The following is a 25823-nucleotide window of genomic DNA, read 5'->3' as shown; positions in this document are numbered from 1 at the left end:
GGCCCCGGAACGCCCCCGAACGGGTCTCAGAGGGTTTCGAGGAAGCCGAGGGCCACCCGCCAGGTGGCCTCGGCTGCCTCCTCGTCGTAGTCGGGCAGCTCGGGGTCGGTGTAGAGGTGCCCGGCGCCGGCGTATCTGTAGACCTCGACGTCGGCGCCGGCCTTGCGCATCTGGAGGTACCAGGCGCTCAGCCAGTCGTCCGGCTCGAAGGGGTCGGGCTCGGCGACATGCAGCTGGACGGGCAGATCGTCCACGGAGGCGGTGGCGGCGATGTCCGACGTGCCGTGCAGGAGCAGCAGCCCGCGCGCGTTCCTGTCGCCCAGGGCGAGGGTCTGCGCGGTCGCGGCGCCGAGCGAGAACCCGGCGTAGACGAGCCCTCGCTCGGAGTAGGGAGCGGCGGCCAGCACCGCCCGCTTGAGCAGTTCCTCTCTTCCCAGCTCCTCGTTGAAGGCCATGCCCTCCTCGACCGTGTCGAACGTCCGCCCGTCGAAGAGGTCGGGGGTCCGGACCTCGTGTCCGGCGGCGCGCAGCCGGTCCGCTGCCTGGCGCACGGCGGGCCGCAGACCGTAGGACGAGTGGAAGAGCACGATGTTCATGAGGCCATCGTGCCAGCCGGGTGTGACAACGAGTCCCGGCGCCCATACCCCGAGGGCGGCCGAAGTCACATGTTCATCACCCCGTGCGGCCGGTTACGTTCGAAGGCATGGAGAATCTACTCCGCCCATTGATCGTCATCGGTGGCTCGGTCGTCCTCACGCTGCTCATCGGCTGGACGACCGATCTGCTGCTGCGCAAGGCGGACGAGCGGCACCACGAGACACCTCTGTGGGGCCTGCTGCGCCGCGGTCGCATCCCCTACCAACTGGTCCTGTGCGCTGCCTTCCTCAGAGCGTCGTACGACGAGGCGCAAATGCTGGAGCAGTACCGGACCGCCATCGGCCGGACCCTGACGCTGGTGCTGATCGGGGCGACGGCCTGGCTGGTGATCCGCATCGCGGCGGCGATAGTGGAGACGACGTACAGCCGTTACGCCCGCGCCCACCGCGATCCGGCCCGAGTGCGCCGGGTTCGGACCCAGGTGACGCTGATCATGCGGGTGGTCTCGGCGATCGTCGGTGTGGTGGCCGTGGCCTCGATGCTGCTGACCTTCCCGGCGATGCGCGCGGCCGGCGCCTCACTGCTGGCCTCGGCCGGACTGCTGGGCATCGTCGCCGGTATCGCCGCCCAGTCCACGCTGAGCAACCTCTTCGCCGGGCTGCAGATCGCCTTCGGCGACATGGTCCGCCTCGGTGACGTGGTCGTGGTGGAGGGCGAGTGGGGCACGGTCGACGAGATCACCCTCACCTTCCTGACGGTCCGCACATGGGACGAGCGCCGCATCACGATGCCGGTGTCGTACTTCACCTCGAAGCCCTTCGAGAACTGGTCCCGCGGCGGCGCCCAGATGACCGGCACGATCTTCCTCCACGTCGATCATGCCGCGCCGCTCCCCGAGATGCGCGAGCGGCTCCGCGACATCCTGCGCGGCTGCCCCGCGTGGGACGGCCGCCACTACGACCTGACCGTCACCGACTCGACCCCGTCCACCATGGAGGTCCGCGCCCTGGTCACCGCCAAGGACCCGGACGACCTGTGGACCGTCCGCGTCACCGTCCGCGAACAACTCATCAACTGGCTCACCGAGAGCCACCCCTACGCCCTCCCCCGCGTCAACACCGCCGACGCGATCCTCCCCCCGAGCCACCCCCACGCCCACATGGACGGCGCCGCCCGCCGCATCACCCGAGGCCGCGTCCACGAACCCCCGAGGCCGACGGACCGGGGCTGAGCACGGGGCGGCGCCTTCACACGGGCGCCGCCCCGCAGGGGTGAACACGGGAGCCTTTGAGCCGCGACCGGGAACGACCGAGGGGCCAAGACCAGGGCCGGGGTCGGGTCGGGGCCTGCGTCCCCATTGAGCAAGTGGATCGCCGCTGTCGCCATGGGCCGAGCGGACCGTGACCACGGCCGCGGCCCTGGCCGAGGGTCCGAGTGCACCGTGGCCGGGACGCAGCCACCACCGCCCCAACAAAACCGCCCCCGCCCACCAGCCCTCACCAGCACCCGCAGCCTCGGCCCCGCCGTACGGCCGCCGAACCGGCTGGGACGGCACGTCGGTCACAGCACTCGGCCAACTGGTCGCCCTGCACCATGCAGATCCCAAGCCGCCGCAGTGGCGGACGCGAGCACACCCGCGTCACCGCCGAGCCCACAACCTCCCCCAGCCCACAGCCCACACCCTCGCCCGCAGGCCGCAGGCCGCAGGCCGCAGGCCGCAGGCCGCAGGCCGCAGGCCGCAGGCCAACGACCCCACGGCCGCAGCCGCCAACGGCGATCAACCCCCACGGGAAACCCGCACTCCTCCACCAAGGAGTGCCGGGTGGCGCGTGGGTGGGCAAGCAACCCCCCGCCGCGTCAGCGAAGGCTGCGCACATCCAGATGCCGCAGCACCCGATCCACCACCTCAGGATCCGCCCCCGGCTCACTCCGCGCGGCCAACACCTCATGCCGAGCCGCGCTCAGCATCTCCCCCTGGATCCGCCGCATCCTCCGCAGCCGCCGCACCCGCTGCTCATGCCCCTCCCGCCGTTCCTCCTCCCCCACCTCCGGACTGATCCGCACCCCGATCTCGAAGGCCCGCCGCAACAACCGCTCGGACAACTCCTCCGGCAGCTCCTCCACCTCCTCGATCTCCTTGAGCCGTCGCTTCGCCGCCTTCGCCGCCCGCACGGCCAACGCCTTCTCGAACTCCTTCTCGACCCCTTCGTCCGCCCGCACCCCCAACCGCCGCACCAGCCAAGGCAGAGTGAGCCCCTGCAGCACGAGCGTCGCCATGATCACCCCGAACGCGATGAACACGATCTCGTCCCGGTCGGGAAACGGCGCCCCACTGTCCGTCTCCAACGGAATCGCCAGCGCCAACGCCACGGACGCGACCCCCCGCATCCCCGACCACCACATCACCACGGTCTCGCGCCACGACATCGGGATCTCCTCGTCGTAGTCCCGCTTCGCGTGCAACCGCCGCGCCAGCCACGTCGCCGGCAGCAACCACACCAGCCGTACGAGCACGACGACGGCCACGACAGCCGCCGCCCAGCCGAGCATCTCGCCCCACCGCCCGGACGCCGTCCGGATCGCGTTGTGCAGCTCCAGCCCGACCAGCCCGAAGGCGACGCCGGTGACCAGCGTGTCCACGACGTCCCAGACGGTGTGCCCGGCGAGCCGCGTCAGGACGTCGTCCGCCCCGAGCGCGTACTCCGCGAGGAACATCGCGGTCGTGAGCACCGCGAGCACCCCGGAGCCGTGCAGTTCCTCGGCCATCACGTACGACGCGTACGGCACGAGCAGGGTCAGCCCGATCTGCAGCGTGGCGTCCTCGAGGAAGTCCATCAGCTTGTTGGCGGCCCAGCCGAGCCCGAGCCCCACGGCGACGGCGACAACCGCCGACAGCACGAGCTGGAGCGCGGCCCGGGGCCAGGAGAAGGATCCGCTGACGGCGGCCGCGATGGCGACGTGGTAGAGCACGATGGCCGTGACGTCGTTGAAGAGTCCCTCGCCCTCCAGGATCGACACCAGTCGGCGCGGCAGCCCGAGCTGTCCCGCCACGGCCGTCGCCGCCACCGGGTCGGGCGGCGCGACGAGCGCGCCGAGCGCCACGGCCGCCGCGATGGGGAGCCCGGGCACGATCGCGTTCGCCACGGCGGCGACCACGGCGGTGGTCACGAACACGAGCGCCACGGCCAGCAGGAAGATCGGCCGCCGGTTCGCCGCGAACTGCCGCCACGAGGTCCGTCGCACCGCCGCGTACAGCAAGGGCGGCAGCAGCAGCGGCAGGATGAACTCCGGCGGAAGCTCCACGTTGGGCACGAACCCCGGCACGGCGAGCGCGATGCCCAGCAACGTCATCAGCACCGGCGCCGGCAGCTTCAGCCGCTCCCCCACGGGCACACTGATCACGGCCCCGAGCAACAACACGAAAAAGAGGGCCAACTGATCCACGTGCAGCACTCCGGCGAGATCTAGACGTTCAGCTCCACAGCCCCCGCCTGCCCCGCCCCGCCCATCTCACCCATTCCGCCCGCGCCCTCGCCCCTACAGACTCCGCCGCATCGCCCGATGAGGTATCCCCGCGTCCAGGAACTCCGCCCCGTACGCCACATACCCCAACCGCTCGTAGAAGCCGAGCGCATGCGTCTGCGCCCCCAGATCCACCGCCGTCAGCCCACGCGCCCGTGCCGCCTCCTCGACGGCCCGCACCAGCGCGACCCCGACCCCCAGCCCACGAGCCTCCCGGACGACCGCCAGCCGCCCCAGCGAACCCACACCAGCCGCACCACCGGTCTTGCCGGCGGCGGCCTCCCCGTACAGCAACCGCCCGGCCCCGAGCGGCACCCCGTCGTCCCGTACGGCGAGGACATGCACGGCCCCGGCGTCGTACGCGTCGTACTCCAGGTCCTCCGGCACGCCCTGCTCGACGACGAAGACCTCCTTGCGCACCGCGAAGCACGCCTCGCGATCGCCGGGACCGTCGGCGACGCGCACCACGTAGGACACCGGCTCCGCACTCACGCGTACGTCTCCTCCCGGACCTTGTCCAGGGCCTTCTGCAGGTCGGCCGGATAGTCACTCTCGAACTCGACCCAGCTCCCGTCCCCGGGGTGCTCGAAGCCGAGCCGTACGGCGTGCAGCCACTGGCGGGTGAGACCGAGCCGCTTGGCGAGCGTCGGGTCGGCGCCGTACGTCAGGTCGCCCACGCACGGGTGCCGGTGGGCGGACATGTGGACGCGGATCTGGTGGGTGCGCCCGGTCTCCAGCTTGATGTCGAGCAGGGAGGCGGCGCGGAACGCCTCGACCAGGTCGTAGTGCGTGACGGACGGCTTGCCCTCGGCGATGACCGCCCACTTGTAGTCGTGGTTCGGGTGCCGCCCGATGGGCGCGTCGATGGTGCCGCTCGTCGGGTCGGGGTGCCCCTGGACCAGCGTGTGGTACCGCTTGTCGACGGTCCGTTCCTTGAACTGGCGCTTCAGGGACGTGTACGCGTACTCCGACTTGGCGACCACCATCAGGCCGGAGGTGCCCACGTCGAGCCGGTGCACGATGCCCTGCCGCTCGGCGGCGCCGGACGTCGAGATCCGGTACCCGGCGGCGGCGAGCCCGCCGATGACGGTCGGCCCGGACCAGCCGGGGCTCGGGTGCGCGGCCACCCCGACCGGCTTGCAGATCACGACCACGTCATCGTCGTCATGCACGATCTCCATGCCCTCGACCGGCTCGGCGACGACCCGCACCGGCGCGGGCGCCTGCGGCATCTCCACCTCCAGCCAGGCCCCGCCGTGCACCCGCTCCGACTTGCCGACCACCGACCCGTCGACCGTGACCTTCCCCGCGGCGGCGAGCTCGGCCGCCTTGGTACGGGAGAAGCCGAACATGCGGGAGATGGCGGCGTCGACACGCTCGCCCTCCAGGCCGTCGGGCACGGGCAGGGTACGGATCTCGGGAATCGTGCTCACCCGTCGAGTATGCCGGACGGGTGAGAGGCCCCCGACCGCACCTGTGGATAACTCCGATCTGCGCGGCCCCCGCCAACAGCCCCGGCCCTCACGGCCGGCCTCAGTCCTTGTGGACGGTCCCGTCCGGGTCGAGCCCCCGGAACGACAGCAGCACGATCAGGATGCCGCCGCACACGATGGCCGAATCCGCGAGGTTGAACACCGCGAAACCCTTGGGCGCGATGAAGTCGACGACCGCACCCTCGAAGACACCCGGCGACCGGAAGATCCGGTCGGTGAGGTTGCCCAGCGCGCCGCCGAGCAGCAGGCCGAGCGCGATCGCCCAGGGCAGGCTGTAGAGCTTGCGGGCGAGCCGGGCGATCACGACGATCACGATCGTCGCGATCATCGTGAAGATGATCGTGAAGGCCTCGCCGAAGCCGAACGCAGCGCCCGCGTTGCGGATCGCCTCGAACTTCAGCCAGTCCCCGATGATCTCGATCGGCTCGTGGTGCTCCAGCTTCGCCACCACGATCATCTTGCTGATCAGGTCGAGCGCGTACGCCAGCGCGGCGACCCCGAACAGCACGGCGATCCGGCGCTTGCCGCGCGGCCGCGCGGCCGCGTCGGCCTCCGCGGCGCCGTTCTCGCCGTCGGACTGCTCCGGGTCGGCCCCCGCCGCGTCTGGAATGTCCGGCGTACCGATGATGCGCTCCGCCTCTGCCACGTGAGTCCCTCAACCTAGGTTCCTGACTGAGGACAAAGGTACGACACGACCTCCGCGGACCAGGGGCTCAGGCGTCGATCGCTAGCGGCGTTCCTGCTTCTGCTTGCACTCCACGCACAGCGTGGCCCGGGGGAAGGCCTGCATCCGCGCCTTTCCGATCGGATTGCCACAGTTCTCGCAGAGCCCGTACGTGCCGGAGGCGAGCCGCTCCAGGGCGCGCTCGGTCTGGTCGAGCATCTCGCGCGCGTTGTGCGCGAGCGACAGCTCGTGCTCACGCGTGATGTTCTTCGCCCCGGTGTCGGCCTGGTCGTCGCCCGCGCCGTCCCCGGAGTCCCGCATCAGGCCCGTGAGCGCCCGCTCGGAGGCCTCCAGCTCGGCCCGCAGCCGCATCGCCTCGGACTGCAGCTCCGTCCGGGCCTCGGCGACCTCCTCCGGACTCCAGGGGTCCTCACCGGGGCGTACCGCGAGCTCGCCGGGCTCCACCGCGGCGGGCCGTGCCTTGGGGACGGCGGTGGGCTTCTTCGCCGCCGTAGCCGTACCAGGAGTGTTCTTCGCAACCACCGTCGTGGCTCCCGTCGTCTCGGCGGCCTGGGCCGCGCCCGCCTTCTTGACCGTGCTCTTCTTCACAGACGTACTCTTCGCGGTGCTTCTCGTGGTGCTGTCGGAGGTGCTCTTCGTGGCGCTCTTCTTGACCGCGCCCTTCGCGGAAGCGCCCTTCCCGCCGCCGCTCCCCCGCACGGCACCGCTCCTCCCGGCACCGGCCTTCTTCTGCCCCAAGGCGTTCTCTCGCGCGGCCTTCTTGGCCACCGCCTTCTTCGTGACCGTCTTCTTCGTCGCCGCCTTCTTCGTGACCGTCTTCTTCGTCGCCGCCTTCTTCGTGACCGCCTTCTCGGCGACCGATTTCCTGCCCGCCGCCTTCACCGCCGCGGCCTTCTCACCCTCGTCTCCGCCGCCGGAGGCCACCGTGGATCTGCCGGACGCCGACTGCTGTACGGCGGTCTTCTTCGCCACCATGGCCGCGGCCCCTTCACATATTGTGATCTTGCACGCGAATCGTGCTGGGACGATAAATCGACCTGAGTCCCGCGGCAACGGGGCAGACCACCCATTCCACCGCCCCACGACCGTCGCGCGGCGAGCCTGCAAGCGTTGTGCCCAGCTCCCCGCCGGGTATTCCGCCGTGCCGGTCGTCCCAGGATCCGGACGCCCGACCCGCTCCATTCGGGTCACCCCGCAGGTCACCGCGCCCCCGACCGGCAAACCCGGCCGAAGACCCGGCGCACCCCTTCCGCGACCGCCGGAAAACCGGTCGGCCGCTGTCCGTGCGGCGCCGTACACTGGGCGGAGCGAAAAGCGTGGATGGGGACGAGTAGCGTCGTACGCAGCCCAGAGCGACCCGGGGACGGTGGAAGCCCGGGGGCGAGCGCGATGTGAAGATCACCCCGGAGCCGCCGGAAGAAAGCCGCAGTCCGTGCGACATGGCGAGTAGACCCGGTTTCGCGACCTCAATGAGGGGGCTCACCGGCGCGTACGGCGCACAGGTGGGCCAAGGAGGGTGGTACCGCGGGAGCGCGCCGCACACGGCGTACGAAGGATCGAAGCTCTCGTCCCTCCGACGGAAGGCAGCAAGTCCGTTGGAGGAAGCCCGCTCATGACAGAGCCGACGTACCGCCAGGTGCCCGCCCAGGTCGATCTGCCCGCGCTCGAGCACGCGGTGCTCGACTTCTGGCGCGAGCAGAAGATCTTCGCCAAGAGCCTGGAGCAGTCCGAGGGCCGCCCCGAGTGGGTGTTCTACGAGGGCCCGCCCACCGCCAACGGCATGCCGGGCGCCCACCACATCGAGGCGCGCGTCTTCAAGGACGTCTTCCCCCGCTTCCGCACGATGCGCGGCTACCACGTGGCCCGCAAGGCCGGCTGGGACTGCCACGGCCTCCCCGTGGAGCTGGCGGTCGAGAAGGAGCTCGGTTTCAACGGCAAGAAGGACATCGAGGCGTACGGCATCGCCGAGTTCAACGCCAAGTGCCGCGAGTCCGTGACCCGGCACACCGACGCCTTCGAAGAGCTCACGACCCGCATGGGTTACTGGACCGACCTGAACGACCCCTACCGCACGATGGACCCCGAGTACATCGAATCGGTCTGGTGGTCGCTCAAGGAGATCTTCGACAAGGGCCTGCTGGTCCAGGACCACCGCGTCGCCCCCTGGTGCCCCCGCTGCGGCACCGGCCTGTCGGACCACGAGCTGGCGCAGGGCTACGAGACGGTCGTCGACCCCTCGGTGTTCGTCCGTTTCCCGCTCACCTCCGGTCCGCTCGCCGGTGAGGCCGCGCTCCTGGTGTGGACGACCACGCCCTGGACGCTGGTGTCCAACACCGCGGTCGCCGCCCACCCCGAGGTCACCTACGTGGTCGCCACGGACGGCGAGGAGAAGCTCGTCGTCGCCGAGCCGCTCGTCGCCAAGGCGCTCGGCGAGGGCTGGGAGACCACCGGCCAGACCTTCACCGGCGCCGAAATGGAGCGCTGGGCCTATCAACGTCCGTTCGAGCTCGTGGAGTTCCCCGAGCCCGCCCATTTCGTGGTGAACGCCGAATACGTGACGACCGAGGACGGTACGGGTCTGGTCCACCAGTCCCCCGCCTTCGGTGAGGACGACCTCAAGGTCTGCCGCTCGTACGGCCTGCCCGTGGTGAACCCCGTCCGCCCCGACGGCACCTTCGAGGAGGACGTCCCCCTCGTAGGCGGCGTCTTCTTCAAGAAGGCGGACGAAAAGCTCACCGAGGACCTCCAGCAGCGCGGCCTGCTCTTCAAGCACATCCCGTACGAGCACAGCTATCCCCACTGCTGGCGCTGCCACACCGCGCTCCTCTACTACGCGCAGCCGTCCTGGTACATCCGCACCACCGCCGTCAAGGACCGTCTCCTCCAGGAGAACGAGAAGACGAACTGGTTCCCGGACTCGGTCAAGCACGGCCGCTTCGGCGACTGGCTGAACAACAACATCGACTGGGCGCTCTCCCGCAGCCGCTACTGGGGCACCCCGCTGCCGATCTGGCGCTGCGAGGAGAACCACCTCACCTGCGTCGGCTCCCGCACGGAGCTGACCCAGCTCTCCGGCACCGACCAGTCGGAGCTGGACCCGCACCGCCCGTTCATCGACGCGGTCACCTTCCCCTGCCCCCAGGACGGCTGCGGCAGCACCGCCACGCGCGTCCCGGAGGTCATCGACGCCTGGTACGACTCGGGCTCGATGCCGTTCGCGCAGTGGGGCTACCCGTACAAGAACAAGGAACTCTTCGAGTCCCGCTACCCGGCCCAGTTCATCAGCGAGGCCATCGACCAGACCCGCGGCTGGTTCTACACGCTGATGGCGGTCGGCACCCTGGTCTTCGACAAGTCCAGTTACGAGAACGTCGTCTGCCTCGGCCACATCCTCGCCGAGGACGGCCGCAAGATGTCCAAGCACCTCGGCAACATCCTGCAGCCGATCCCGCTCATGGACCAGCACGGCGCCGACGCCGTCCGCTGGTTCATGGCGGCCGGCGGCTCCCCCTGGGCGGCACGCCGCGTCGGCCACGGCACGATCCAGGAGGTCGTCCGCAAGACCCTCCTCACCTACTGGAACACGGTCGCCTTCCAGGCCCTGTACGCCCGTACGTCGAACTGGGCGCCCAGCGCGGCGGACCCGGCCCCGGCCGACCGCCCGGTCCTGGACCGCTGGCTGCTGTCCGAACTCCACGCCCTCACCGACCAGGTGACCCAGTCCCTGGAGGCGTACGACACCCAGCGCGCCGGCAAGCTCCTCTCGGCGTTCGTCGACGACCTGTCCAACTGGTACGTCCGCCGGTCGCGCCGCCGCTTCTGGCAGGGCGACAAGGCCGCGCTGCGCACCCTGCACGAGGTCGTCGAGACGGTCACCAAGCTGATGGCCCCCCTGACCCCGTTCATCACCGAGCGGGTCTGGCAGGACCTGATCGTGCCGGTGTCCCCGGGCGCGCCGGAGTCCGTGCACCTGGCCTCGTGGCCGGAGGCGGACCTGACCGCCATCGACCCGGAGCTGTCGAAGCAGATGGTGCTCGTACGCCGTCTCGTGGAGCTGGGCCGCGCCACGCGCGCGGAGTCGGGCGTCAAGACCCGTCAGCCCCTGTCGCGTGCCCTGGTGGCGGCGAGCGGCTTCGACGCCCTGGACCCCGAGCTGCACACCCAGATCACGGAAGAGCTGAACGTCAGCTCGCTGGCGTCGCTGAGCGAGGTCGGCGGTTCCCTGGTGGACACCACCGCCAAGGCCAACTTCCGCGCCCTGGGCAAGCGGTTCGGCAAGCGCGTCCAGGACGTGGCCAAGGCCGTGGCGGGCGCCGACGCGGCCGCCCTGTCCCTCGCCCTCCGCGCGGGCACGGCCTCGGTCGAGGTCGACGGCGAGACCATCACCCTCGCCCCCGACGAGGTCATCATCACGGAGACCCCGCGCGAGGGCTGGTCGGTGGCCTCCGACTCCGGTGCCACGGTCGCCCTGGACCTGGAGATCACGGAGGAACTCCGCCGGGCGGGCCTCGCCCGCGACGCGATCCGCCTGATCCAGGAGGCCCGCAAGAACAGCGGCCTGGATGTCGCCGACCGGATCGCGCTCCGCTGGACGGCAACGGACCCGGCGGTGACCGCGGCCCTGACCGAGCACTCGGAGTTGATCGGGGACGAGGTCCTCGCGACGGACTTCGCCTCCGGCGAGGTCGACGAGACGTACGGCAGCCCGTTCACGGACGAGGCCCTGACGCTGACGTTCCGCCTCCGCAAGGCGTAACGTCCCGCGCCGGGCCAAGCCACGCCCTGCCCGGCAAGGCCGTCCTCGCACCGCGGCCGAGATGTGGCTGATCGCACAGTCCCCGCGCCCCTTGAAGGGGCGCGGGCTCAGCGGCCCCACCTCCCTGGCCGCTCCCTGGCTGTCCTAGCTGTCTTCGCTGTCCCTAACTGCGGGCAATCGTGCCGCTGGGGCGGCACGGGTGGGCGCAGCGGCACCTCGGTAGCGCTGAGTTGCGCAGCCCACCCCGCCCGCTCCCAGCCACCGTGCACCCGCCGAAGGCCCGGGGCGCCGTCAAGAAATCCGGCGCCCCGGGCCTTCGGCGTTGCGTACGCCGCACACCCGCACCCACCCCCGAACAACCACCCCAGAACCCCAGCCCGCAACCGACCGCACACAGCGAAAGGGCGGGGCCCCGGATGAAAAATCCGGGGCCCCGCCCTGAACGCTGCCGACGCCTACGGCGTACCAGTAGTCGTCAGTTGTCGTCCTCGTCGATGAGGAACCCACGCATCGGCGAGGGAGCCTGCCCCATCGGAGAGGGACCCTGCGGACGGACCGGAGCCATCGGCTGGGTCATGGCCGGCGACATCTGCTGCTGACCGCCGTAGGAGGGCGCGGCCGGCGCGGGGGCGCCACCCATGCCTCCACCCATACCGCCCTGGTTGCCGCCGTACGACGGGGCGCTCGCGCCGGCCGGAGCCATGGAGGGCGCCGGGGACGGCGGCAGCGACGCGGTCGCCGGAGTGCGCGGCGGGGCCAGCGAGTCGTCCGCCTGGGTCTCCAGCTGACGCAGCTGCGACTCCAGGTAGGACTTCAGACGCGTGCGGTACTCGCGCTCGAAGCCACGCAGGTCCTCGACCTTGCGCTCCAGCGTGGCGCGGGCGGACTCCAGGGAGCCCATCGCGACGCGGTGCTTCTCCTGCGCGTCCCGCTCCAGCGCGTCGGCCTTGGCACGGGCGTCCCGCTCCAGACCCTCGGCGCGGCTACGGGCCTCGCCGACGATCTTGTTGGCCTCGGAACGGGCCTCGGCGATCGCCTGGTCGGCGGTCTGCTGGGCCAGCGAGAGCACCCGCGCGGCGCTGTCGCCGCCGGGGCCCTGACCGGGGCCGCCCATCGGACCACCCATGGGGCCGCCCATCGGGCCACCCATCTGCTGCTGCATGGGAGGCTGGCCGCCCATGGGGCCCTGGCCCATCGGGCCCTGGCCCATCTGCGGCTGCATCTGGCCCTGACCCATCGGGCCCTGGCCCATCGGTCCCTGACCCATCGGGCCGGGACCCTGCTGCCCACCCTGGCCACCGGGGCCGGCGGGCAGCTGCGGAGCACCGCTCGGCAGCTGGGGCGGGCCACCCATGGGGCCCCCCATCTGCTGCGGCGGGCCCGATATCCCAGCGGGTACGGGTCCACCGGGACCGCGCATACCCTGCTGCTGCATACCGCCCTGTTGCTGCATGCCACCCTGCTGCATGCCGCCTTGCTGCATGCCGCCCTGCTGCTGGTCCTGAGGCTCCGGAGGCTTGCGCATGTTCTGCTGGTTCTGAGCAGCGGCCCGCGTGGCCGCGGCCAGTTTGGCGCGGAGGTCCTCGTTCTCGCGGAGCAGGCGCGTCAGTTCGGCTTCGACCTCGTCGAGGAAGGCATCGACCTCGTCCTCGTCATAGCCTTCTCGGAGGCGGACGGTCGTGAACTGCTTGTTCCGCACGTCCTCGGGGGTCAACGGCATCTCTTCACCTCAACGTAGTCATCGGCAGTCGGCAAGACCGGTTCGTCCACCATCACGTCGCGAGTCCGCCCACGATGTAGATCAGGATGTAGACGATGATCATCAGTACGAAGAAGGACAGGTCGAGCGCCACGCCCCCGAGACGCAGCGGCGGGATGAACCGCCGCAGAAGCTTCAACGGTGGATCGGTGACAGTGTAGGTGGCCTCCAGAACGACCACCATCGCCTTGCCGGGTTGCCACGAGCGGGCGAACTGGAAGACGTAGTCCATGACCAACCGGAAGATGAGCACGATGAGGAAGACCATCAGCGCGATGTAGAGAACTTGCAGAACCACGCTCATGTCTGGTGCTTCCCTCTCCCCTGTTCCGTGCGATTTCCGGTGGTGCGTCTCAGCTCTGGTTGAAGAACCCGCCCTCTGCGATGCGGGCCTTGTCCTCCGCCGTGACATCGACGTTAGCAGGCGACAACAGGAACACCTTCTGCGTCACCCGCTCGATGCTGCCGTGAAGACCAAACACCAAACCGGCCGCAAAGTCGACAAGTCGCTTCGCGTCTGTGTCATCCATCTCAGTCAGATTCATGATCACCGGGGTGCCCTCACGGAAGTGTTCCCCGATGGTACGGGCCTCGTTGTAGGTCCGCGGGTGCAACGTGGTGATCCGGTAAGGCTCTCGCTCGGACACGACCTTGGGCATGATCACCGGTGCGTTCTTCTCCAGACTCGAACGTTCTTGTGTGATGGACGCCACGGGTGCGATCCGGGCGGGTCGCACCGATTCCGCGGGGAGCGATGTGGCGTGCGCCACCGGCTCGCGCTGTACCGGCGCCTGCACCACTCGTACCGATTCGTCCCTTTGGGACTGATGTGGCTGGTGCGCCTGATGTACCGGCTCGTGGCGCCGGTGGTCCCGCTCGGGCTCGGGGTCGAGCTCGGGCTCGAAGTCGTCATCGGGGTCGAATCCCCTGCCGTCGTACCCATCGTCCTCCACGAGGCCGAGGTAGACCGCCATCTTGCGCATCGCGCCGGCCATGCTCTGAGTCCTCCGCTCTGTGGTGGATCGACTGACGACTTCCCAAGTGCCCGCGATCCACGAGGTCGTTGCGCCCGCCCTTCGACGGAATGACCATATTTTCTGCTGTGGTCCGACTTCTTGGCGACGTTACCCGAGCCTGGGACGGACTCCGAGTACCGCAGTGCCGACGCGCACATGTGTCGCTCCGGCCGCCACGGCCTCCTCGAGGTCCGCACTCATTCCTGCGGAGACCATGTTCGCAGCCGGATGGGCTCGGCGCAGGTAGGTCGACAAATCCATCAACCGCTCGAAGGCGGCCCGTTGGCGTCCTGCGTACTCCCCGGTGAGCGGCGCGACGGTCATCAGACCATCGACCCGCAGCCCCGGCGCCCCCGCCAGGAGGTCGGCCAACTCTTCGATTCCGTCCGGCCCGACACCTCCTCGCTCTCCCCGGCCGCTCTCGTCGGCGTCGAGCGCGACCTGGATGAGACATCCCACCTCACGCCCGGCCCGAACGGCCTCTTTCGAGAGAGTCGTGACAAGCCTGGAACGATCGACGGACTGCACGACATCCGCGTAACGCACCACGGAACGGACTTTGTTGGTCTGCAGTTGCCCCACGAAGTGCCACACAAGGGGCAGATCCGAGCATTCGGTCGCCTTCGGCGCCGCGTCCTGGTCCTTGTTCTCGGCGACATGGCGCACACCGAGTTCCGACAGGATCCGCACATCGCTCGCCGGGTAGGTCTTGGTGACCACGATCAGGGTCACCTCGTCCCGCTTGCGGCCCGCGGCCACGCAGGCCGCCGCGATCCGCTCCTCCACCTTCGCCAGGTTTCCGGCGAGTTGCGCCTTACGGTCCGTCATGCCCATCAGTCCAGCCAGACATATCCCGCGAGTCGCCCTGTGGCGCGGTCGCGGCGGTACGAGAAGTGATCGAGCGACTCCAGCGTGCACACCGGCGACTGCTCCCGGTTGTACACCCCGAGGCGCTCAAGCTGTGCGTGCACTCCGGCGCACACATCCACCGAGGGCGTGCCCCAACTGGTCTCGGCGTACGCCGCCGGCTCGACGGAGGCCACTTCGGCGCGCATCGCTTCGGGCACTTCGTAACACCGGCCGCAGACGGTGGGTCCGGTGCGGGCGACGATCCGGGCGGGGTCGGCGCCGAGTTCGGTCATGGCCCGTACGGCGGCGGGGACGACCCCGGCGACCATGCCGGGCCGGCCCGCGTGGGCGGCGGCCGCGACCCCGGCGACGGGGTCGGTCAGCAGGACAGGCACACAGTCGGCGGTGAGGACGGCGAGCGCGAGACCGCGCCGGGTGGTGACGAGCGCGTCGACGGACGGGATGTCGTCCGAGCCCCACGGGCCCTCGACCACGGCCACGTCCGCGCCGTGCACCTGGTTCATCCAGACGACCCGGTCCGGCTCCAGGCCCAGCGACTTGGCCGCCAGCTCCCGGTTCGTGAGCACGGCTTCGGCGTCGTCCCCGACCGCCCCGCCGAGATTGAGCTCCTCATACGGAGCGGCGCTCACCCCGCCCCACCGGTCGGTGAAGGCGAAGTGGGCGCCGCTCACGTTCTCGCGCTCTCTTATCACTTGAGGAAGTCCGGCACGTCCAGCTCCTCCGCCGCGCTGTCCGTGTAGGACCGGGACGGCGGGACGGGCGGGGCGACCGGAACGTCGTTCACCGGCTCCGGGGCGGGCGCCGGCTCCTCCTTCGGCTTGACGCTGCCGAGCGAACCGAAGGACGGACGGGTCTCGGCGGGCCGTACCGGCGCCGGCTCCTCGCGCTTGGCCGCGGCCGAGCCGAGGATGTTGTCCCGCTTGGCCGGGGGCTGACCGCCGTCGAACCCGGCCGCGATCACCGTGACCCGGACCTCGTCGCCGAGCGCGTCGTCGATGACCGCGCCGAAGATGATGTTGGCCTCGGGGTGGGCGGCCTCGCTGACCAGCTGGGCGGCCTCGTTGATCTCGAACAGACCGAGGTCGGAGCCACCGGAGATGGAGAGCAGCACACCCCGGGCGCCGTCGATGGAGGCCTCCAGCAGCGGCGAGGAGATCGCCATCTCGGCGGCGGCCACCGCACGGTCGTCGCCGCGGGCCGAGCCGATGCCCATGAGTGCCGAACCGGCCTCGGACATGACCGACTTGACGTCGGCGAAGTCGAGGTTGATCAGCCCAGGGGTGGTGATGAGGTCGGTGATGCCCTGGACACCGGAGAGCAGGACCTGGTCGGCCGACTTGAACGCGTCCAGGACGGAGACCTGGCGGTCCGAGATGGACAACAGCCGGTCGTTCGGGATGACGATGAGGGTGTCGACCTCTTCGCGGAGCTCGGCGATGCCGTCCTCGGCCTGGTTGGCGCGGCGGCGGCCCTCGAAGGTGAAGGGGCGGGTGACCACGCCGATGGTGAGTGCGCCCAGCGAGCGGGCGATGTTGGCCACGACGGGCGCGCCGCCGGTGCCGGTGCCGCCGCCCTCGCCGGCCGTCACGAAGACCATGTCGGCCCCCTTGAGGACCTCCTCGATCTCCTCGCGGTGGTCCTCGGCGGCCTTGCGGCCGACGGCCGGATTGGCGCCGGCGCCGAGTCCGCGGGTGAGTTCGCGGCCGACGTCGAGCTTGACGTCGGCGTCGCTCATCAACAGAGCTTGCGCGTCGGTGTTGATGGCGATGAACTCGACGCCCTTGAGACCGACCTCGATCATCCGGTTGATGGCATTGACACCACCGCCGCCGACACCGATGACTTTGATGACTGCGAGGTAGTTCTGCGGTGCTGCCACGTCGAAGGCCTCTCGCCTCGAGTTACGTGTCGCCGCCTCGCGAGGGACCCGCGATCCGACGACTGATGCCGAAGTGGGACGGTCCGAACGCCGACCCGAACCCTAACGCTGAAGTTTAGGGTTACCAGTGTGACTGTTCCTTGGACTCTTCCGAACAGGACACTAAGTCGACAAGTGGCGCACGTTCAACGAACACGCCGAACCTCCCGTTTTTCTTTTCACCCTATGTGATCAGCCGTAGCGGTGCCCAACCAGGGTGCTGGCCTGCGCGGATGTGCGTCAACTCCCTGATGACGCAGGCGCGGTGGGCACGCTCACGTCGAAGCGCCCCGCGTCCGGGGCGGCTTTCATCAGGGCAGTGAGCGCACGGCCCTTCGCGCGCCCCTTCTCCGCACTCCCCCACGCGACCGTACGGGCTCTGCTCAGCTCCAGCGAGATGGAGTCGTAGGAGCGGACCTTGACGACCAGGGTGTCGCGCGCGATCGCGGCCGGAATGGCACCGGCGACCCGCACGGCCTCCCGTACGAGCCGGTCCTCGCCGAATCGCCGCAGACTGGCGGCGGACGAACCGGAGCGGGGCAGCGTCAATCGCAGTACGGGAACGCCCTTCGGGGCCCGCGAAACCGTGGCAAAACGCACACCTTTCGCGTCCACTTCGACGTACTTGCCCGAATTTCCGGCTGCTTCGACAATCAGAACCGGAGTACGTTCGCTCACTTTCAGCCCGATTTCATGAGGCCAGGAACGGATGACCTCAACCGAGTCGATTCGGGGCAATTTCCGGAGCAATCTCGATTCCATCGCCTCGGTGTCGATGGAAATGAGCGGGTCGCCGAGTGGCACTTCGGCCGCCTCGCGCACCTGGGCCTCGGTCAGCACCAGAGTGCCCGACACGGGCACCCGCTCGGCCCGCAGCCAGGAAGAGCCGTAGAGGACCCAGATCGAGGCGCCGCCGATCAGCACCAGGACGACGGCGGCGACGATCAGCGCCCGGGGGCCGGGGAGCCGCCGCCGCGGCGGCGGGCCGGAGTCCAGTTCCTCGTCCGCACCGCGCTCGGCGGTGGTCGCTCCGGCCACGCTCCCCTGCCTCCCGTTAGCGCCTTCCGGCCCTGCCTACCGGCGCGACGCGATCGCCTCGTACACCATCCCGACGAGCAGGTCGTCGGCGTCCCGGCGGCCGAACTCGCTGGCGGCGCGGGACATCTCGTACAGCCGGTGCGGGTCGGCGAGCACGGGCAGGACGTTCTGCTGGACCCACTGGGGAGTCAGTTCCGCGTCGTCGACCAGCAGTCCGCCGCCGGCCTTGACCACCGGCTGGGCGTTCAGCCGCTGTTCGCCGTTGCCGATGGGCAGCGGGACGTAGGCGGCGGGGAGCCCGACGGCGGAGAGTTCGGCGACGGTCATCGCGCCCGCGCGGCAGAGCATCATGTCGGCCGCAGCGTACGCGAGGTCCATCCGGTCCACGTACGGTACCGGGATGTACGGAGGCATCCCCGGCATCTGGTGCACCTGCGGCAGTTCGTTCTTCGGGCCGACCGCGTGCAGGATCTGGATCCCGGCCTGCTGGAGGTAGGGGGCGACCTGCTGGACGACCTCGTTGAGGCGGCGGGCGCCCTGCGAGCCGCCGGAGACCAGCAGCGTCGGCAGGTTGGGGTCGAGGCCGAACAGCGCGCGGGCCTCGGGGCGCGCGGCGGCGCGGTCGAGGGTGGCGATGGCGCGGCGCAGCGGGATGCCGATGTAGCGGGCGTCGCGGAGCTTGCTGTCCGGGGTGGAGACGGCGACCTGGGCGGCGTACCGGGAGCCGATCTTGTTGGCGAGGCCGGGGCGGGCGTTGGCCTCGTGGACGATGATCGGCACGCCGAGGCGCTTGGCGGCGAGGTAGCCGGGCAGGGCGACGTAGCCGCCGAAGCCGACGACGGCGTCCGCCTTGGTGCGCTCCAGGATCTGCTCGGTCGCCTTGATCGTGCCGCGCAGCCGGCCGGGCACGGTGATCAGCTCGGGGGTGGGCTTGCGCGGCAGGGGCACGGCGGGGATCAGCGCGAGATCGTAGCCGCGCTCGGGGACGAGGCGAGTCTCCAGGCCGCGCTCGGTGCCCAGGGCCGTGATGCCCACGGTCGGGTCCTGCCTGCGCAGGGCGTCCGCGAGGGCGAGCGCGGGCTCGATGTGTCCGGCGGTTCCGCCACCGGCGAGTACGACATGCACCGAAATTCACCGCTCTCCGGACGAACGTGCCGAGACACGCCGTCGCATCGTGTTCCATCTCCCGGGCCCCGAAGGGCCGCCGCCCCGTTTTCTACCAAAGCGAGGTTGCCGCATCGCAAGCGCCGCCCGCGCAGCGGGCTCGTCGCGCGCGAACGCGATCAGCAACCCGATGGCGAACATGGTCGGCAGCAGGGCGGAACCTCCGTAGGAGAACAGCGGGAGCGGGACTCCGGCGATCGGCAGCAGACCGAGCACCGCACCGATGTTGATCACCGCCTGCGCGGTGATCCAGGTGGTCACGCCTCCCGCGGCATACCTGACGAAGGGGTCCTCCGTGCGTCCGGCCACGCGGATACCCGCATAGCCTAGAGCCGCGAAGAGGGCGAGCACCGACAGCGTCCCCGCGAGGCCCAGTTCCTCACCGGTGACGGCGAAGATGAAGTCGGTGTGCGCTTCCGGGAGTTGGCCCCATTTTTCCACACTGGCACCGAGCCCGGAGCCGAAGATTCCGCCCGAGGCGAGGGCGTAGATGCCGTGCACGGCCTGCCAGCAGTCGGCGCCGTCCGTCCGGGGTTCGGTGGCTCCGATGCAGGCCAGGCGGGCCATACGGTTCTCGCTGGTCGTGATCAGGACGAACCCGAGGAGTCCGGCGACGGACAGCACGCCCGCGAAGAGCCGCGTCGGGGCGCCTGCCAGCCACAGCAGCCCGAAGAGGATCGCCGTGAGAATGATCGCGGTGCCCATGTCGCCGCCGAGCATGATCAGCCCGAGGAGCATGAACGCCACCGGAACGAGCGGCACCAGCATGTGCTTCCACTGCGTGAGGAGCCGTTTGTCCTCCTTGCGGGCCAGCAGGTCCGCGCCCCACAGCACGAGCGCCAGCTTGCCGAACTCGCTGGGCTGGATCTGGAACGAGCCGCCGACGGCGATCCAGTTCTGGTTGCCGTTGATCGACTGCCCTATCCCCGGCACCTGCACCAGGGCCATCAGGAACACACAGCCGGCCAGGATCGGGTACGCCAGCGCCCGGTGCAGCTTGACCGGCATCCGCGAGGCCAGGAGCAGCAGCACGGTGCCGATCGCGGCCGCGAGGAACTGCTTGCGGAAGAAGAAGGTCCCGGGCAGCGACTTCTGCAGGGCGGTGATCTGCGAGGCCGAGTAGACCATCACCAGCCCCAGCACGGTGATCAGCAGACTGCCGCCGAGGATCAGGTAGTAGGCGGTCAGCGGCCGGTCCCAGGCCTTGCGGGCCCGGGTGTGGAACCGCCGGACGGGGTTCTCGCGCGGCGGCCGGGGGACGGGCGGCCGCCGGGTGAGGCGCTGGACGGGAGGGCGCCCGGTACGGCTACTGGGCATCGAGGGCGCCTTCCCCGCTGTGCACCGACCACATCCGTGTCACGCGTTCCCTCCCGAGTCCACCCGGCACGGCCGCCAGGCAGGCGGGCCGGTTCAGCCGTCCGCGGCGGCGAGTTCACGAACGGCATCCGCGAAAGCGTCCCCGCGCTTGTTGTAGTTGACGAACATGTCCATCGACGCACAGGCCGGCGCCAGCAGCACCGTGTCGCCCGCTCGCGCCAGTGTCCGCGCCTCGCGGACAGCCGCGAGCATCGCCCCAGTGTCGGTCCGGTCGAGGTCGACGACCGGCACTTCGGGCGCGTGTCGCGCGAGCGCTTCGCGGATCAGGGCGCGATCCGCGCCGATCAGCACGACCCCGCGCAGCCGCTTCGCCGCACTGGCGACGAGTTCGTCGAAGGTCGCGCCCTTGGCGAGCCCGCCGGCGATCCACACGATCGACTCGTACGCCGCCAACGAGGCTTGCGCCGCATGCGTGTTGGTGGCCTTGGAGTCGTCGACGTACGCCACGCCGTCCACGTCGGCCACGTGCGCGATGCGGTGCGCGTCCGGCGTGAAGGCCCGCAGGCCGTCCCGTACGGCCGCGGCGGGCACCCCGAAGGCCCGGGCGAGGGCCGCCGCCGCGAGGGCGTTGGCGATGTTGTGCGGGGCCGGCGGGTTCACGTCGGAGACCTCGGCGAGCTCCTGGGCGTTCTTCTGCCGGTTCTCGACGAAGGCGCGGTCGACCAGGATGCCGTCCACGACGCCGAGTTGGGACGGACCGGGCGTGCCGAGCGTGAACCCGACGGCCCGGCAGCCCTCCTCGACGTCCGCCTCGCGCACCAGGTCCTCGGTGGCCTTGTCGGCCACGTTGTAGACGCAGGCGACCTGGTTGCCCTCGTAGATACGGCCTTTGTCGGCGGCGTACGCCTCCATCGAGCCGTGCCAGTCGAGGTGGTCCGGGGCGAGGTTGAGGACGACGGCGGAGTGGGCGCGCAGGGAGGGTGCCCAGTGGAGCTGGTAGCTGGACAACTCGACGGCCAGGACGTCGTACCGCTCGTCGCCGAGGACGACGTCCAGCAGCGAGACCCCGATGTTGCCGACGGCGGCCGTGCGCAGGCCCGCCGCCGTCAGGATCGAGGCGAGCATCTGCACGGTCGTGGTCTTGCCGTTGGTGCCCGTGACGGCCAGCCAGGGCGCCGCGTCGGGGCCCCGCAGCTGCCACGCCAGTTCGACATCGCCCCAGACCGGGACGCCTGCCTCGGCGGCCGCGGTGAAGAGCGGCTTGTCCGGCTTCCAGCCGGGCGTGGTGACGACGAGTTCGGTGCCCGCCGGCAGGGTGGCGCCGTCGCCGAGGCGCACGGTGATGCCGAGCGCCTCCAGGTCGGCGGCCTGCGCCCGGGCGCGTTCGTCGTCGCCGTCGTTGACGACCGTGACGACGGCGCCGAGGCCGTGCAGGATCTTGGCCGCCGGGATGCCGGAGACGCCGAGCCCGGCGACGGTGACGTGCTTGCCCTGCCAGTCGGTCACTTGTCGGCCGCCCATCCCGCGTAGAAGAGGCCCAGTCCGACGATCACACAGATGCCCTGGATGATCCAGAAGCGGACCACGACAAGGACCTCGGACCAGCCCTTGAGCTCGAAGTGGTGCTGGAGCGGGGCCATGCGGAAGACGCGCTTGCCGGTGAGTTTGAACGAGCCGACCTGGATGACGACCGACATCGTGATGAGGACGAACAGACCGCCGAGGAGCGCGAGCAGCAGCTCGGTGCGGGAGCAGATCGCGAGACCGGCGAGCGCGCCGCCGAGGGCCAGCGAACCGGTGTCACCCATGAAGATCTTGGCCGGCGAGGTGTTCCACCACAGGAAGCCGAGGCAGGCGCCCATCAGCGCGGAGGCCACGATCGCCAGGTCGAGTGGATCTCGTACCTCGTAACAGGCCGACGGGTTGGTCAGCGTCATCGTGTTGGCGCAGGACTCCTGGAACTGCCAGACGCCGATGAAGGTGTACGCGCCGAAGACGAGGACGGAGGCGCCGGTGGCGAGACCGTCCAGACCGTCGGTCAGGTTCACGCCGTTCGACATCGCGAGGATCATGAACAGCGCCCAGATGACGAACAGCACCGGGCCGATGCTCCAGCCGAAGTCCTGGACGAAGGAGATCTTGGTGGAGGCCGGCGTCTGGTCGCGGGCGTCGGGGAACTGCAGCGCGAGGACAGCGAAGCCGATGCCGACGATCAGCTGGCCGGCCATCTTCGCCTTGGCCCGCAGGCCGAGCGAGCGGCGCTTGACGATCTTGATGTAGTCGTCGAGGAAGCCGACGAGGCCCATGCCGGCCATCAGGCCGAGCACCAGCAGACCGGAGAACGCCGGCGTCTGGCCCGTGATCAGCTTGGCCAGGAAGTACGCGATGATCGTCGCCAGGATGAAGGCGATACCGCCCATGGTCGGCGTACCGCGCTTGCTGGCGTGCTCGCGCGGGCCGTCGTCTCGGATGTACTGGCCGTAGCCCTTGCGGGCCAGCAGCTTGATCAGCAGCGGGGTGCCGACCAGGGTCAGGAAGAGACCGATGACTCCTGCGAACAGGATCTGCTTCATCATCGCGCGGCAACCTCACCCTCGTTGCCGCCGTCGAGCAGCGCCTGCGCCACGCTCTCGAGCCCGACCGACCGGGACGCCTTCACGAGTACGACGTCTCCCGGGCGCAACTGACTGCGCAACAGGTCGATCGCCGCCTGTGCGTCGGACACGTGCACCGACTCCTCACCCCACGAACCCTCGTTATATGCGCCCAGTTGGAGCCAGGACGCTTCCCTGCCCCCGACCGCGACGAGCTTGCCGACATTGAGCCGGACGGCGAGCCGTCCGACCGCGTCGTGCTCGGCGAGCGATTCGTCCCCGAGCTCGGCCATCTTGCCGAGCACCGCCCAGGTCCGCCGCCCCTTGCCCATCGCCGCGAGCGCGCGCAGAGCGGCTCGCATGGACTCGGGGTTCGCGTTGTAGGCGTCGTTGACGACCGTCACGCCGTCCGGGCGCTCGGTGACCTCCATCCGCCAGCGGGAGAGGGAGCCCGCCTCGGAGAGCGCGGTGGCGATCTCGTCTGCGGACATGCCCAGCTCATGGGCGACGGCGGCCGCGGCGAGCGCGTTCGACACGTGGTGCTCACCGTACAGGCGCATGGTCACATCGCTTGCACCGGAGGGTGTGTGAAGCCTGAACGCGGGCTGTCCGGCGTCCGTGAGCGTCACGTTCTCGGCGCGTACGTCCGCTTCGCCGGACTCTCCGAAGAGGGTCACCTTGGCCTTCGTACGGGACGCCATGGCCCGGACGAGCGGGTCGTCGGCGTTGAGAATCGCGACGCCGCCCTCACTCGCGGCGGGCAGGGCCTCGACGAGTTCGCCCTTGGCCTGCGCGATCTGCTCGCGGCCGCCGAACTCGCCGATGTGGGCGGTGCCGACGTTGAGCACGAGGCCGATGCTCGGCGGCGTCAGCTCGGTGAGGTACCGGATGTGGCCGATGCCACGGGCGCCCATCTCCAGGACGAGGAAACGGGTTTCCTCGGTGGCGCTGAGCGCGGTGAGGGGCAGTCCGATCTCGTTGTTGAGGGAGCCGGGTGTGAAGACCGTCGGCGCCTTGCGGCGGAGTACCTGGGCGATCAGGTCCTTGGTGCTGGTCTTGCCCGCGGAGCCGGTGAGGGCCACGAGGGTCGTACCGAGTTTCCGCACGACGTGCCGGGCGAGGGCGCCGAGGGCCGCCTGGACGTCGGCCACGACGATCGCGGGCACGCCGACGGGACGGGACGCCAGCACCGCTGCCGCGCCCGCCTCGACGACCGCGGCCGCGTAGTCGTGTCCGTCCGCCCGCTCGCCGACGAAGGCGACGAAGAGGCTGCCGGGCTCCACCTCACGGGAGTCCCGGACGACCGGTCCCGTGACCTGGACCGACGGATCCGGTATGTCGTGCGTCTGCCCGCCGACGACTTCTGCGATCTCGGCGAGAGAGAGGGCGATCACAAGTTCATCCCTGGGTCTGCTGGATAGCTTCGCGAAGCACCTGGCGGTCGTCGAAGGGACGGACCACGCCGGCGATGTCCTGGCCCTGCTCGTGGCCCTTGCCCGCGACCAGCACGGTGTCGCCCGGCTGTGCGCGGGCCACCACCGCGGCGATCGCGGCGGCCCGGTCCTCGAAGAGGAGGACCTCGCCGCGCTCGTGCGCCGGCACGGAGGCCGCGCCCTCGAGCATGGTGGCGAGGATCGCGAGGGGGTCCTCGGAGCGGGGGTTGTCGGAGGTCAGTACAGCGGTGTCGGAGAACCGGGCCATGGCGGCGCCCATGGGGCCGCGCTTGGTCCTGTCCCGGTCGCCGCCGCAGCCGAGCACGACGTGCAGCCTGCCCTCCGTGACCTTGCGCAGCGCCTTGAGGACCGACTCGACGGCGTCCGTCTTGTGCGCGTAGTCGACGACCGCGAGGTACGGCTGCCCGGCGTCCACGCGCTCCAGCCGGCCCGGCACGCCCGGCACCGCGGCGATGCCGTCGGCGGCGGTCTGCGGGTCGAGGCCGGCGACGGCCAGCGCGGCGACGGCCGCCAGGGTGTTGGCCACGTTGAAGGTGCCCGGCAGCGGCGACCTGGCGGTGATCCGCTCGCCCTTGGGCCCGACCACCGTGAACGTCGAGTCCATCGGCCCGACCTGGACCTCCTCGGCGCGCCAGTCGGCGTCGGGGTGTCCCTCGGCGGAGAAGGTGACGACCGGGACCGTGGCCTCCTCGACGAGCCGGCGGCCGTACTCGTCGTCGACATTGACGACGCCGAGCCTGCTGCGTTCCGGTGTGAAGAGCCGCGCCTTGGCCTGGAAGTAGTCCTCCATGCCGGAGTGGAACTCCATGTGTTCCGGGCTGAGGTTGTTGAAGACGGCGACGTCGAAGACGCAGCCGTCGACCCGGCCGAGGACCAGGGCGTGGCTGGAGACCTCCATGACGACCGAGTCGACGCCGCGTTCGCGCATGACCGCGAACAGGGCCTGTAGGTCGGTGGCCTCGGGGGTGGTCCGCTCGGACTTGATGCGCTCGTCGCCGATGCGCATCTCGACCGTACCGATGAGTCCGGTGGAGCGGACGGTCCGCAGGCCGCCCTCGATGAGGTACGCGGTGGTGGTCTTGCCCGAGGTGCCGGTGATGCCGATCTGGAGCAGGTCGCCGCCGGGGCGGCCGTAGATCGTGGCCGCCAGCTCGCCCATCCGCGTGCGCGGGTTCTCCACGACGAGGGCGGGCAGCCCGGCCGCGGCGGCGCGCTCGGCGCCGCTCGGGTCCGTGAGCACGGCGACGGCGCCGAGGCCGGCCGCCTGGTTCACGAAGTCGGCGCCGTGCAGACGGGCACCGGGCAGGGCGGCGTACAGGTCGCCGGGGCGGACGGCGCGCGAGTCGTGGGTGATGCCCGTGACCTCGACGGTGTCCGCGCTCGCCGGCTGTTCGGCACCCAGTTGACCGGCGAGTTCCGCGAGGGGTGTGGCGGAGACATGGGCCGGCCGGGGCGGTCCCGGGTATGTCACGGGAACGTCCTTCTGGGTGGTTTGGGACTGATCAGCGTGTGGCACGGCGGTGAGCGTACCGGGCGTACCCCCGCCGGAGCGAAGCGAGGGTTTGTGCGAGCGGGGCTGGGATGCGTGGTTCCCGGGGTCGGGAGTGATCATGGTCACGAGTCGGTTCCTCGCTGGTTGC

The 25823-nt window shown here is 70.3% G+C and carries 21 protein-coding genes; 2 read left to right on the top strand and 19 right to left on the bottom strand.

Features of this window, described 5'->3' with window-relative positions:
- Positions 1-26: 26 nt before the first annotated feature.
- Complete coding sequence (locus ACWD26_RS04045; protein ID WP_451265951.1) at positions 27-665, bottom strand: dienelactone hydrolase family protein; 639 nt, start codon at positions 663-665, stop codon at positions 27-29.
- A gap of 38 nt (positions 666-703) precedes the next feature.
- Here ACWD26_RS04045 and ACWD26_RS04040 point away from each other — a divergent pair, with 38 nt between their 5' ends.
- Positions 704-1828 carry a mechanosensitive ion channel family protein gene (locus ACWD26_RS04040; protein ID WP_451265950.1) on the top strand — a complete coding sequence of 375 codons (1125 nt, stop codon included), beginning with the start codon at positions 704-706 and terminating at the stop codon, positions 1826-1828.
- Between the two features lie 626 nt (positions 1829-2454).
- Here the strand turns inward: ACWD26_RS04040 and ACWD26_RS04035 are convergent.
- From ACWD26_RS04035 to ACWD26_RS04015, 5 genes are all read right to left on the bottom strand, one after another.
- Positions 2455-4041, bottom strand: coding sequence for a Na+/H+ antiporter (locus tag ACWD26_RS04035; RefSeq protein ID WP_451265948.1), 1587 nt, complete (start codon positions 4039-4041; stop codon positions 2455-2457).
- Between the two features lie 93 nt (positions 4042-4134).
- The gene (locus ACWD26_RS04030) at positions 4135-4611 is read right to left on the bottom strand and encodes a GNAT family N-acetyltransferase (protein WP_451265946.1); all 477 of its coding nucleotides are present in this window, start codon (positions 4609-4611) and stop codon (positions 4135-4137) included.
- On the bottom strand, positions 4608-5552 hold the full coding sequence (locus tag ACWD26_RS04025; protein ID WP_451265945.1) for an RluA family pseudouridine synthase: 945 nt from the start codon (positions 5550-5552) through the stop codon (positions 4608-4610). The genes ACWD26_RS04030 and ACWD26_RS04025 overlap by 4 nt, the downstream gene beginning before the upstream one ends.
- A gap of 100 nt (positions 5553-5652) precedes the next feature.
- Positions 5653-6258 carry a signal peptidase II gene (lspA, locus tag ACWD26_RS04020; protein ID WP_451265943.1) on the bottom strand — a complete coding sequence of 202 codons (606 nt, stop codon included), beginning with the start codon at positions 6256-6258 and terminating at the stop codon, positions 5653-5655.
- A gap of 81 nt (positions 6259-6339) precedes the next feature.
- The gene (locus ACWD26_RS04015; protein WP_451265941.1) at positions 6340-7272 is read right to left on the bottom strand and encodes a TraR/DksA family transcriptional regulator; all 933 of its coding nucleotides are present in this window, start codon (positions 7270-7272) and stop codon (positions 6340-6342) included.
- Positions 7273-7909: 637 nt separating this feature from the next.
- Between ACWD26_RS04015 and ileS the strand changes: the two genes are divergently transcribed.
- The gene (ileS, locus tag ACWD26_RS04010) at positions 7910-11053 is read left to right on the top strand and encodes an isoleucine--tRNA ligase (RefSeq protein WP_451265939.1); all 3144 of its coding nucleotides are present in this window, start codon (positions 7910-7912) and stop codon (positions 11051-11053) included.
- A gap of 475 nt (positions 11054-11528) precedes the next feature.
- On the opposite strand, the gene ACWD26_RS04005 is transcribed toward ileS, so the two are convergent.
- The 13 genes from ACWD26_RS04005 to ACWD26_RS03945 form a co-directional block, all read right to left on the bottom strand.
- On the bottom strand, positions 11529-12773 hold the full coding sequence (locus tag ACWD26_RS04005; protein ID WP_451265937.1) for a DivIVA domain-containing protein: 1245 nt from the start codon (positions 12771-12773) through the stop codon (positions 11529-11531).
- Between the two features lie 52 nt (positions 12774-12825).
- Positions 12826-13116 (bottom strand): YggT family protein, encoded by a 291-nt coding sequence (locus ACWD26_RS04000; RefSeq protein WP_451265935.1) that lies wholly within the window; start codon positions 13114-13116, stop codon positions 12826-12828.
- Positions 13117-13165: 49 nt separating this feature from the next.
- A complete protein-coding gene (locus ACWD26_RS03995) occupies positions 13166-13807 on the bottom strand; it encodes a cell division protein SepF (protein ID WP_451265933.1) in 642 nt (213 codons plus the stop codon).
- A 129-nt stretch (positions 13808-13936) separates the two neighbouring features.
- Positions 13937-14656 (bottom strand): YggS family pyridoxal phosphate-dependent enzyme, encoded by a 720-nt coding sequence (locus ACWD26_RS03990; protein ID WP_451265931.1) that lies wholly within the window; start codon positions 14654-14656, stop codon positions 13937-13939.
- Positions 14657-14661: 5 nt separating this feature from the next.
- A complete protein-coding gene (gene pgeF / locus ACWD26_RS03985; protein ID WP_451265929.1) occupies positions 14662-15390 on the bottom strand; it encodes a peptidoglycan editing factor PgeF in 729 nt (242 codons plus the stop codon).
- Positions 15387-16577: a cell division protein FtsZ gene (gene ftsZ / locus ACWD26_RS03980; RefSeq protein ID WP_451265927.1), complete on the bottom strand. Its 1191-nt coding sequence runs from the start codon at positions 16575-16577 to the stop codon at positions 15387-15389. The genes pgeF and ftsZ overlap by 4 nt, the downstream gene beginning before the upstream one ends.
- A gap of 279 nt (positions 16578-16856) precedes the next feature.
- The gene (locus tag ACWD26_RS03975; RefSeq protein ID WP_451265925.1) at positions 16857-17654 is read right to left on the bottom strand and encodes a cell division protein FtsQ/DivIB; all 798 of its coding nucleotides are present in this window, start codon (positions 17652-17654) and stop codon (positions 16857-16859) included.
- Positions 17655-17690: 36 nt separating this feature from the next.
- Positions 17691-18779 carry an undecaprenyldiphospho-muramoylpentapeptide beta-N-acetylglucosaminyltransferase gene (murG, locus tag ACWD26_RS03970; protein ID WP_451265923.1) on the bottom strand — a complete coding sequence of 363 codons (1089 nt, stop codon included), beginning with the start codon at positions 18777-18779 and terminating at the stop codon, positions 17691-17693.
- Between the two features lie 6 nt (positions 18780-18785).
- The gene (gene ftsW, locus ACWD26_RS03965) at positions 18786-20135 is read right to left on the bottom strand and encodes a putative lipid II flippase FtsW (RefSeq protein WP_451265921.1); all 1350 of its coding nucleotides are present in this window, start codon (positions 20133-20135) and stop codon (positions 18786-18788) included.
- Positions 20136-20228: 93 nt separating this feature from the next.
- A complete protein-coding gene (murD, locus tag ACWD26_RS03960; RefSeq protein WP_451265919.1) occupies positions 20229-21656 on the bottom strand; it encodes a UDP-N-acetylmuramoyl-L-alanine--D-glutamate ligase in 1428 nt (475 codons plus the stop codon).
- Positions 21638-22711, bottom strand: coding sequence for a phospho-N-acetylmuramoyl-pentapeptide-transferase (mraY, locus tag ACWD26_RS03955; RefSeq protein WP_451265917.1), 1074 nt, complete (start codon positions 22709-22711; stop codon positions 21638-21640). Before mraY ends, murD begins: the two co-directional genes overlap by 19 nt.
- Positions 22708-24123, bottom strand: coding sequence for a UDP-N-acetylmuramoyl-tripeptide--D-alanyl-D-alanine ligase (locus ACWD26_RS03950; RefSeq protein WP_451265915.1), 1416 nt, complete (start codon positions 24121-24123; stop codon positions 22708-22710). Before ACWD26_RS03950 ends, mraY begins: the two co-directional genes overlap by 4 nt.
- A gap of 4 nt (positions 24124-24127) precedes the next feature.
- Positions 24128-25801: a UDP-N-acetylmuramoyl-L-alanyl-D-glutamate--2,6-diaminopimelate ligase gene (locus tag ACWD26_RS03945; protein WP_451265913.1), complete on the bottom strand. Its 1674-nt coding sequence runs from the start codon at positions 25799-25801 to the stop codon at positions 24128-24130.
- Positions 25802-25823: the final 22 nt, after the last annotated feature.

This window comes from Streptomyces sp. NPDC002787 (genome assembly GCF_053592095.1).
This window is presented reverse-complemented; position numbering and strand designations above follow the sequence as displayed.

Bases quoted from the DNA above. Each gene is read 5' to 3' on its own strand.
- ileS (WP_451265939.1), top strand. From the start codon at position 7,910: ATGACAGAGCCGACGTACCGCCAGGTGCCCGCCCAGGTCGATCTGCCC.
- ACWD26_RS04015 (WP_451265941.1), bottom strand. From the start codon at position 7,272: ATGGTGGCGAAGAAGACCGCCGTACAGCAGTCGGCGTCCGGCAGATCC.
- ACWD26_RS04040 (WP_451265950.1), top strand. From the start codon at position 704: ATGGAGAATCTACTCCGCCCATTGATCGTCATCGGTGGCTCGGTCGTC.
- ACWD26_RS03990 (WP_451265931.1), bottom strand. From the start codon at position 14,656: ATGACGGACCGTAAGGCGCAACTCGCCGGAAACCTGGCGAAGGTGGAG.
- ACWD26_RS04000 (WP_451265935.1), bottom strand. From the start codon at position 13,116: ATGAGCGTGGTTCTGCAAGTTCTCTACATCGCGCTGATGGTCTTCCTC.
- ftsW (WP_451265921.1), bottom strand. From the start codon at position 20,135: ATGCCCAGTAGCCGTACCGGGCGCCCTCCCGTCCAGCGCCTCACCCGG.
- mraY (WP_451265917.1), bottom strand. From the start codon at position 22,711: ATGATGAAGCAGATCCTGTTCGCAGGAGTCATCGGTCTCTTCCTGACC.
- murD (WP_451265919.1), bottom strand. From the start codon at position 21,656: ATGGGCGGCCGACAAGTGACCGACTGGCAGGGCAAGCACGTCACCGTC.
- ACWD26_RS03995 (WP_451265933.1), bottom strand. From the start codon at position 13,807: ATGGCCGGCGCGATGCGCAAGATGGCGGTCTACCTCGGCCTCGTGGAG.
- ACWD26_RS04005 (WP_451265937.1), bottom strand. From the start codon at position 12,773: ATGCCGTTGACCCCCGAGGACGTGCGGAACAAGCAGTTCACGACCGTC.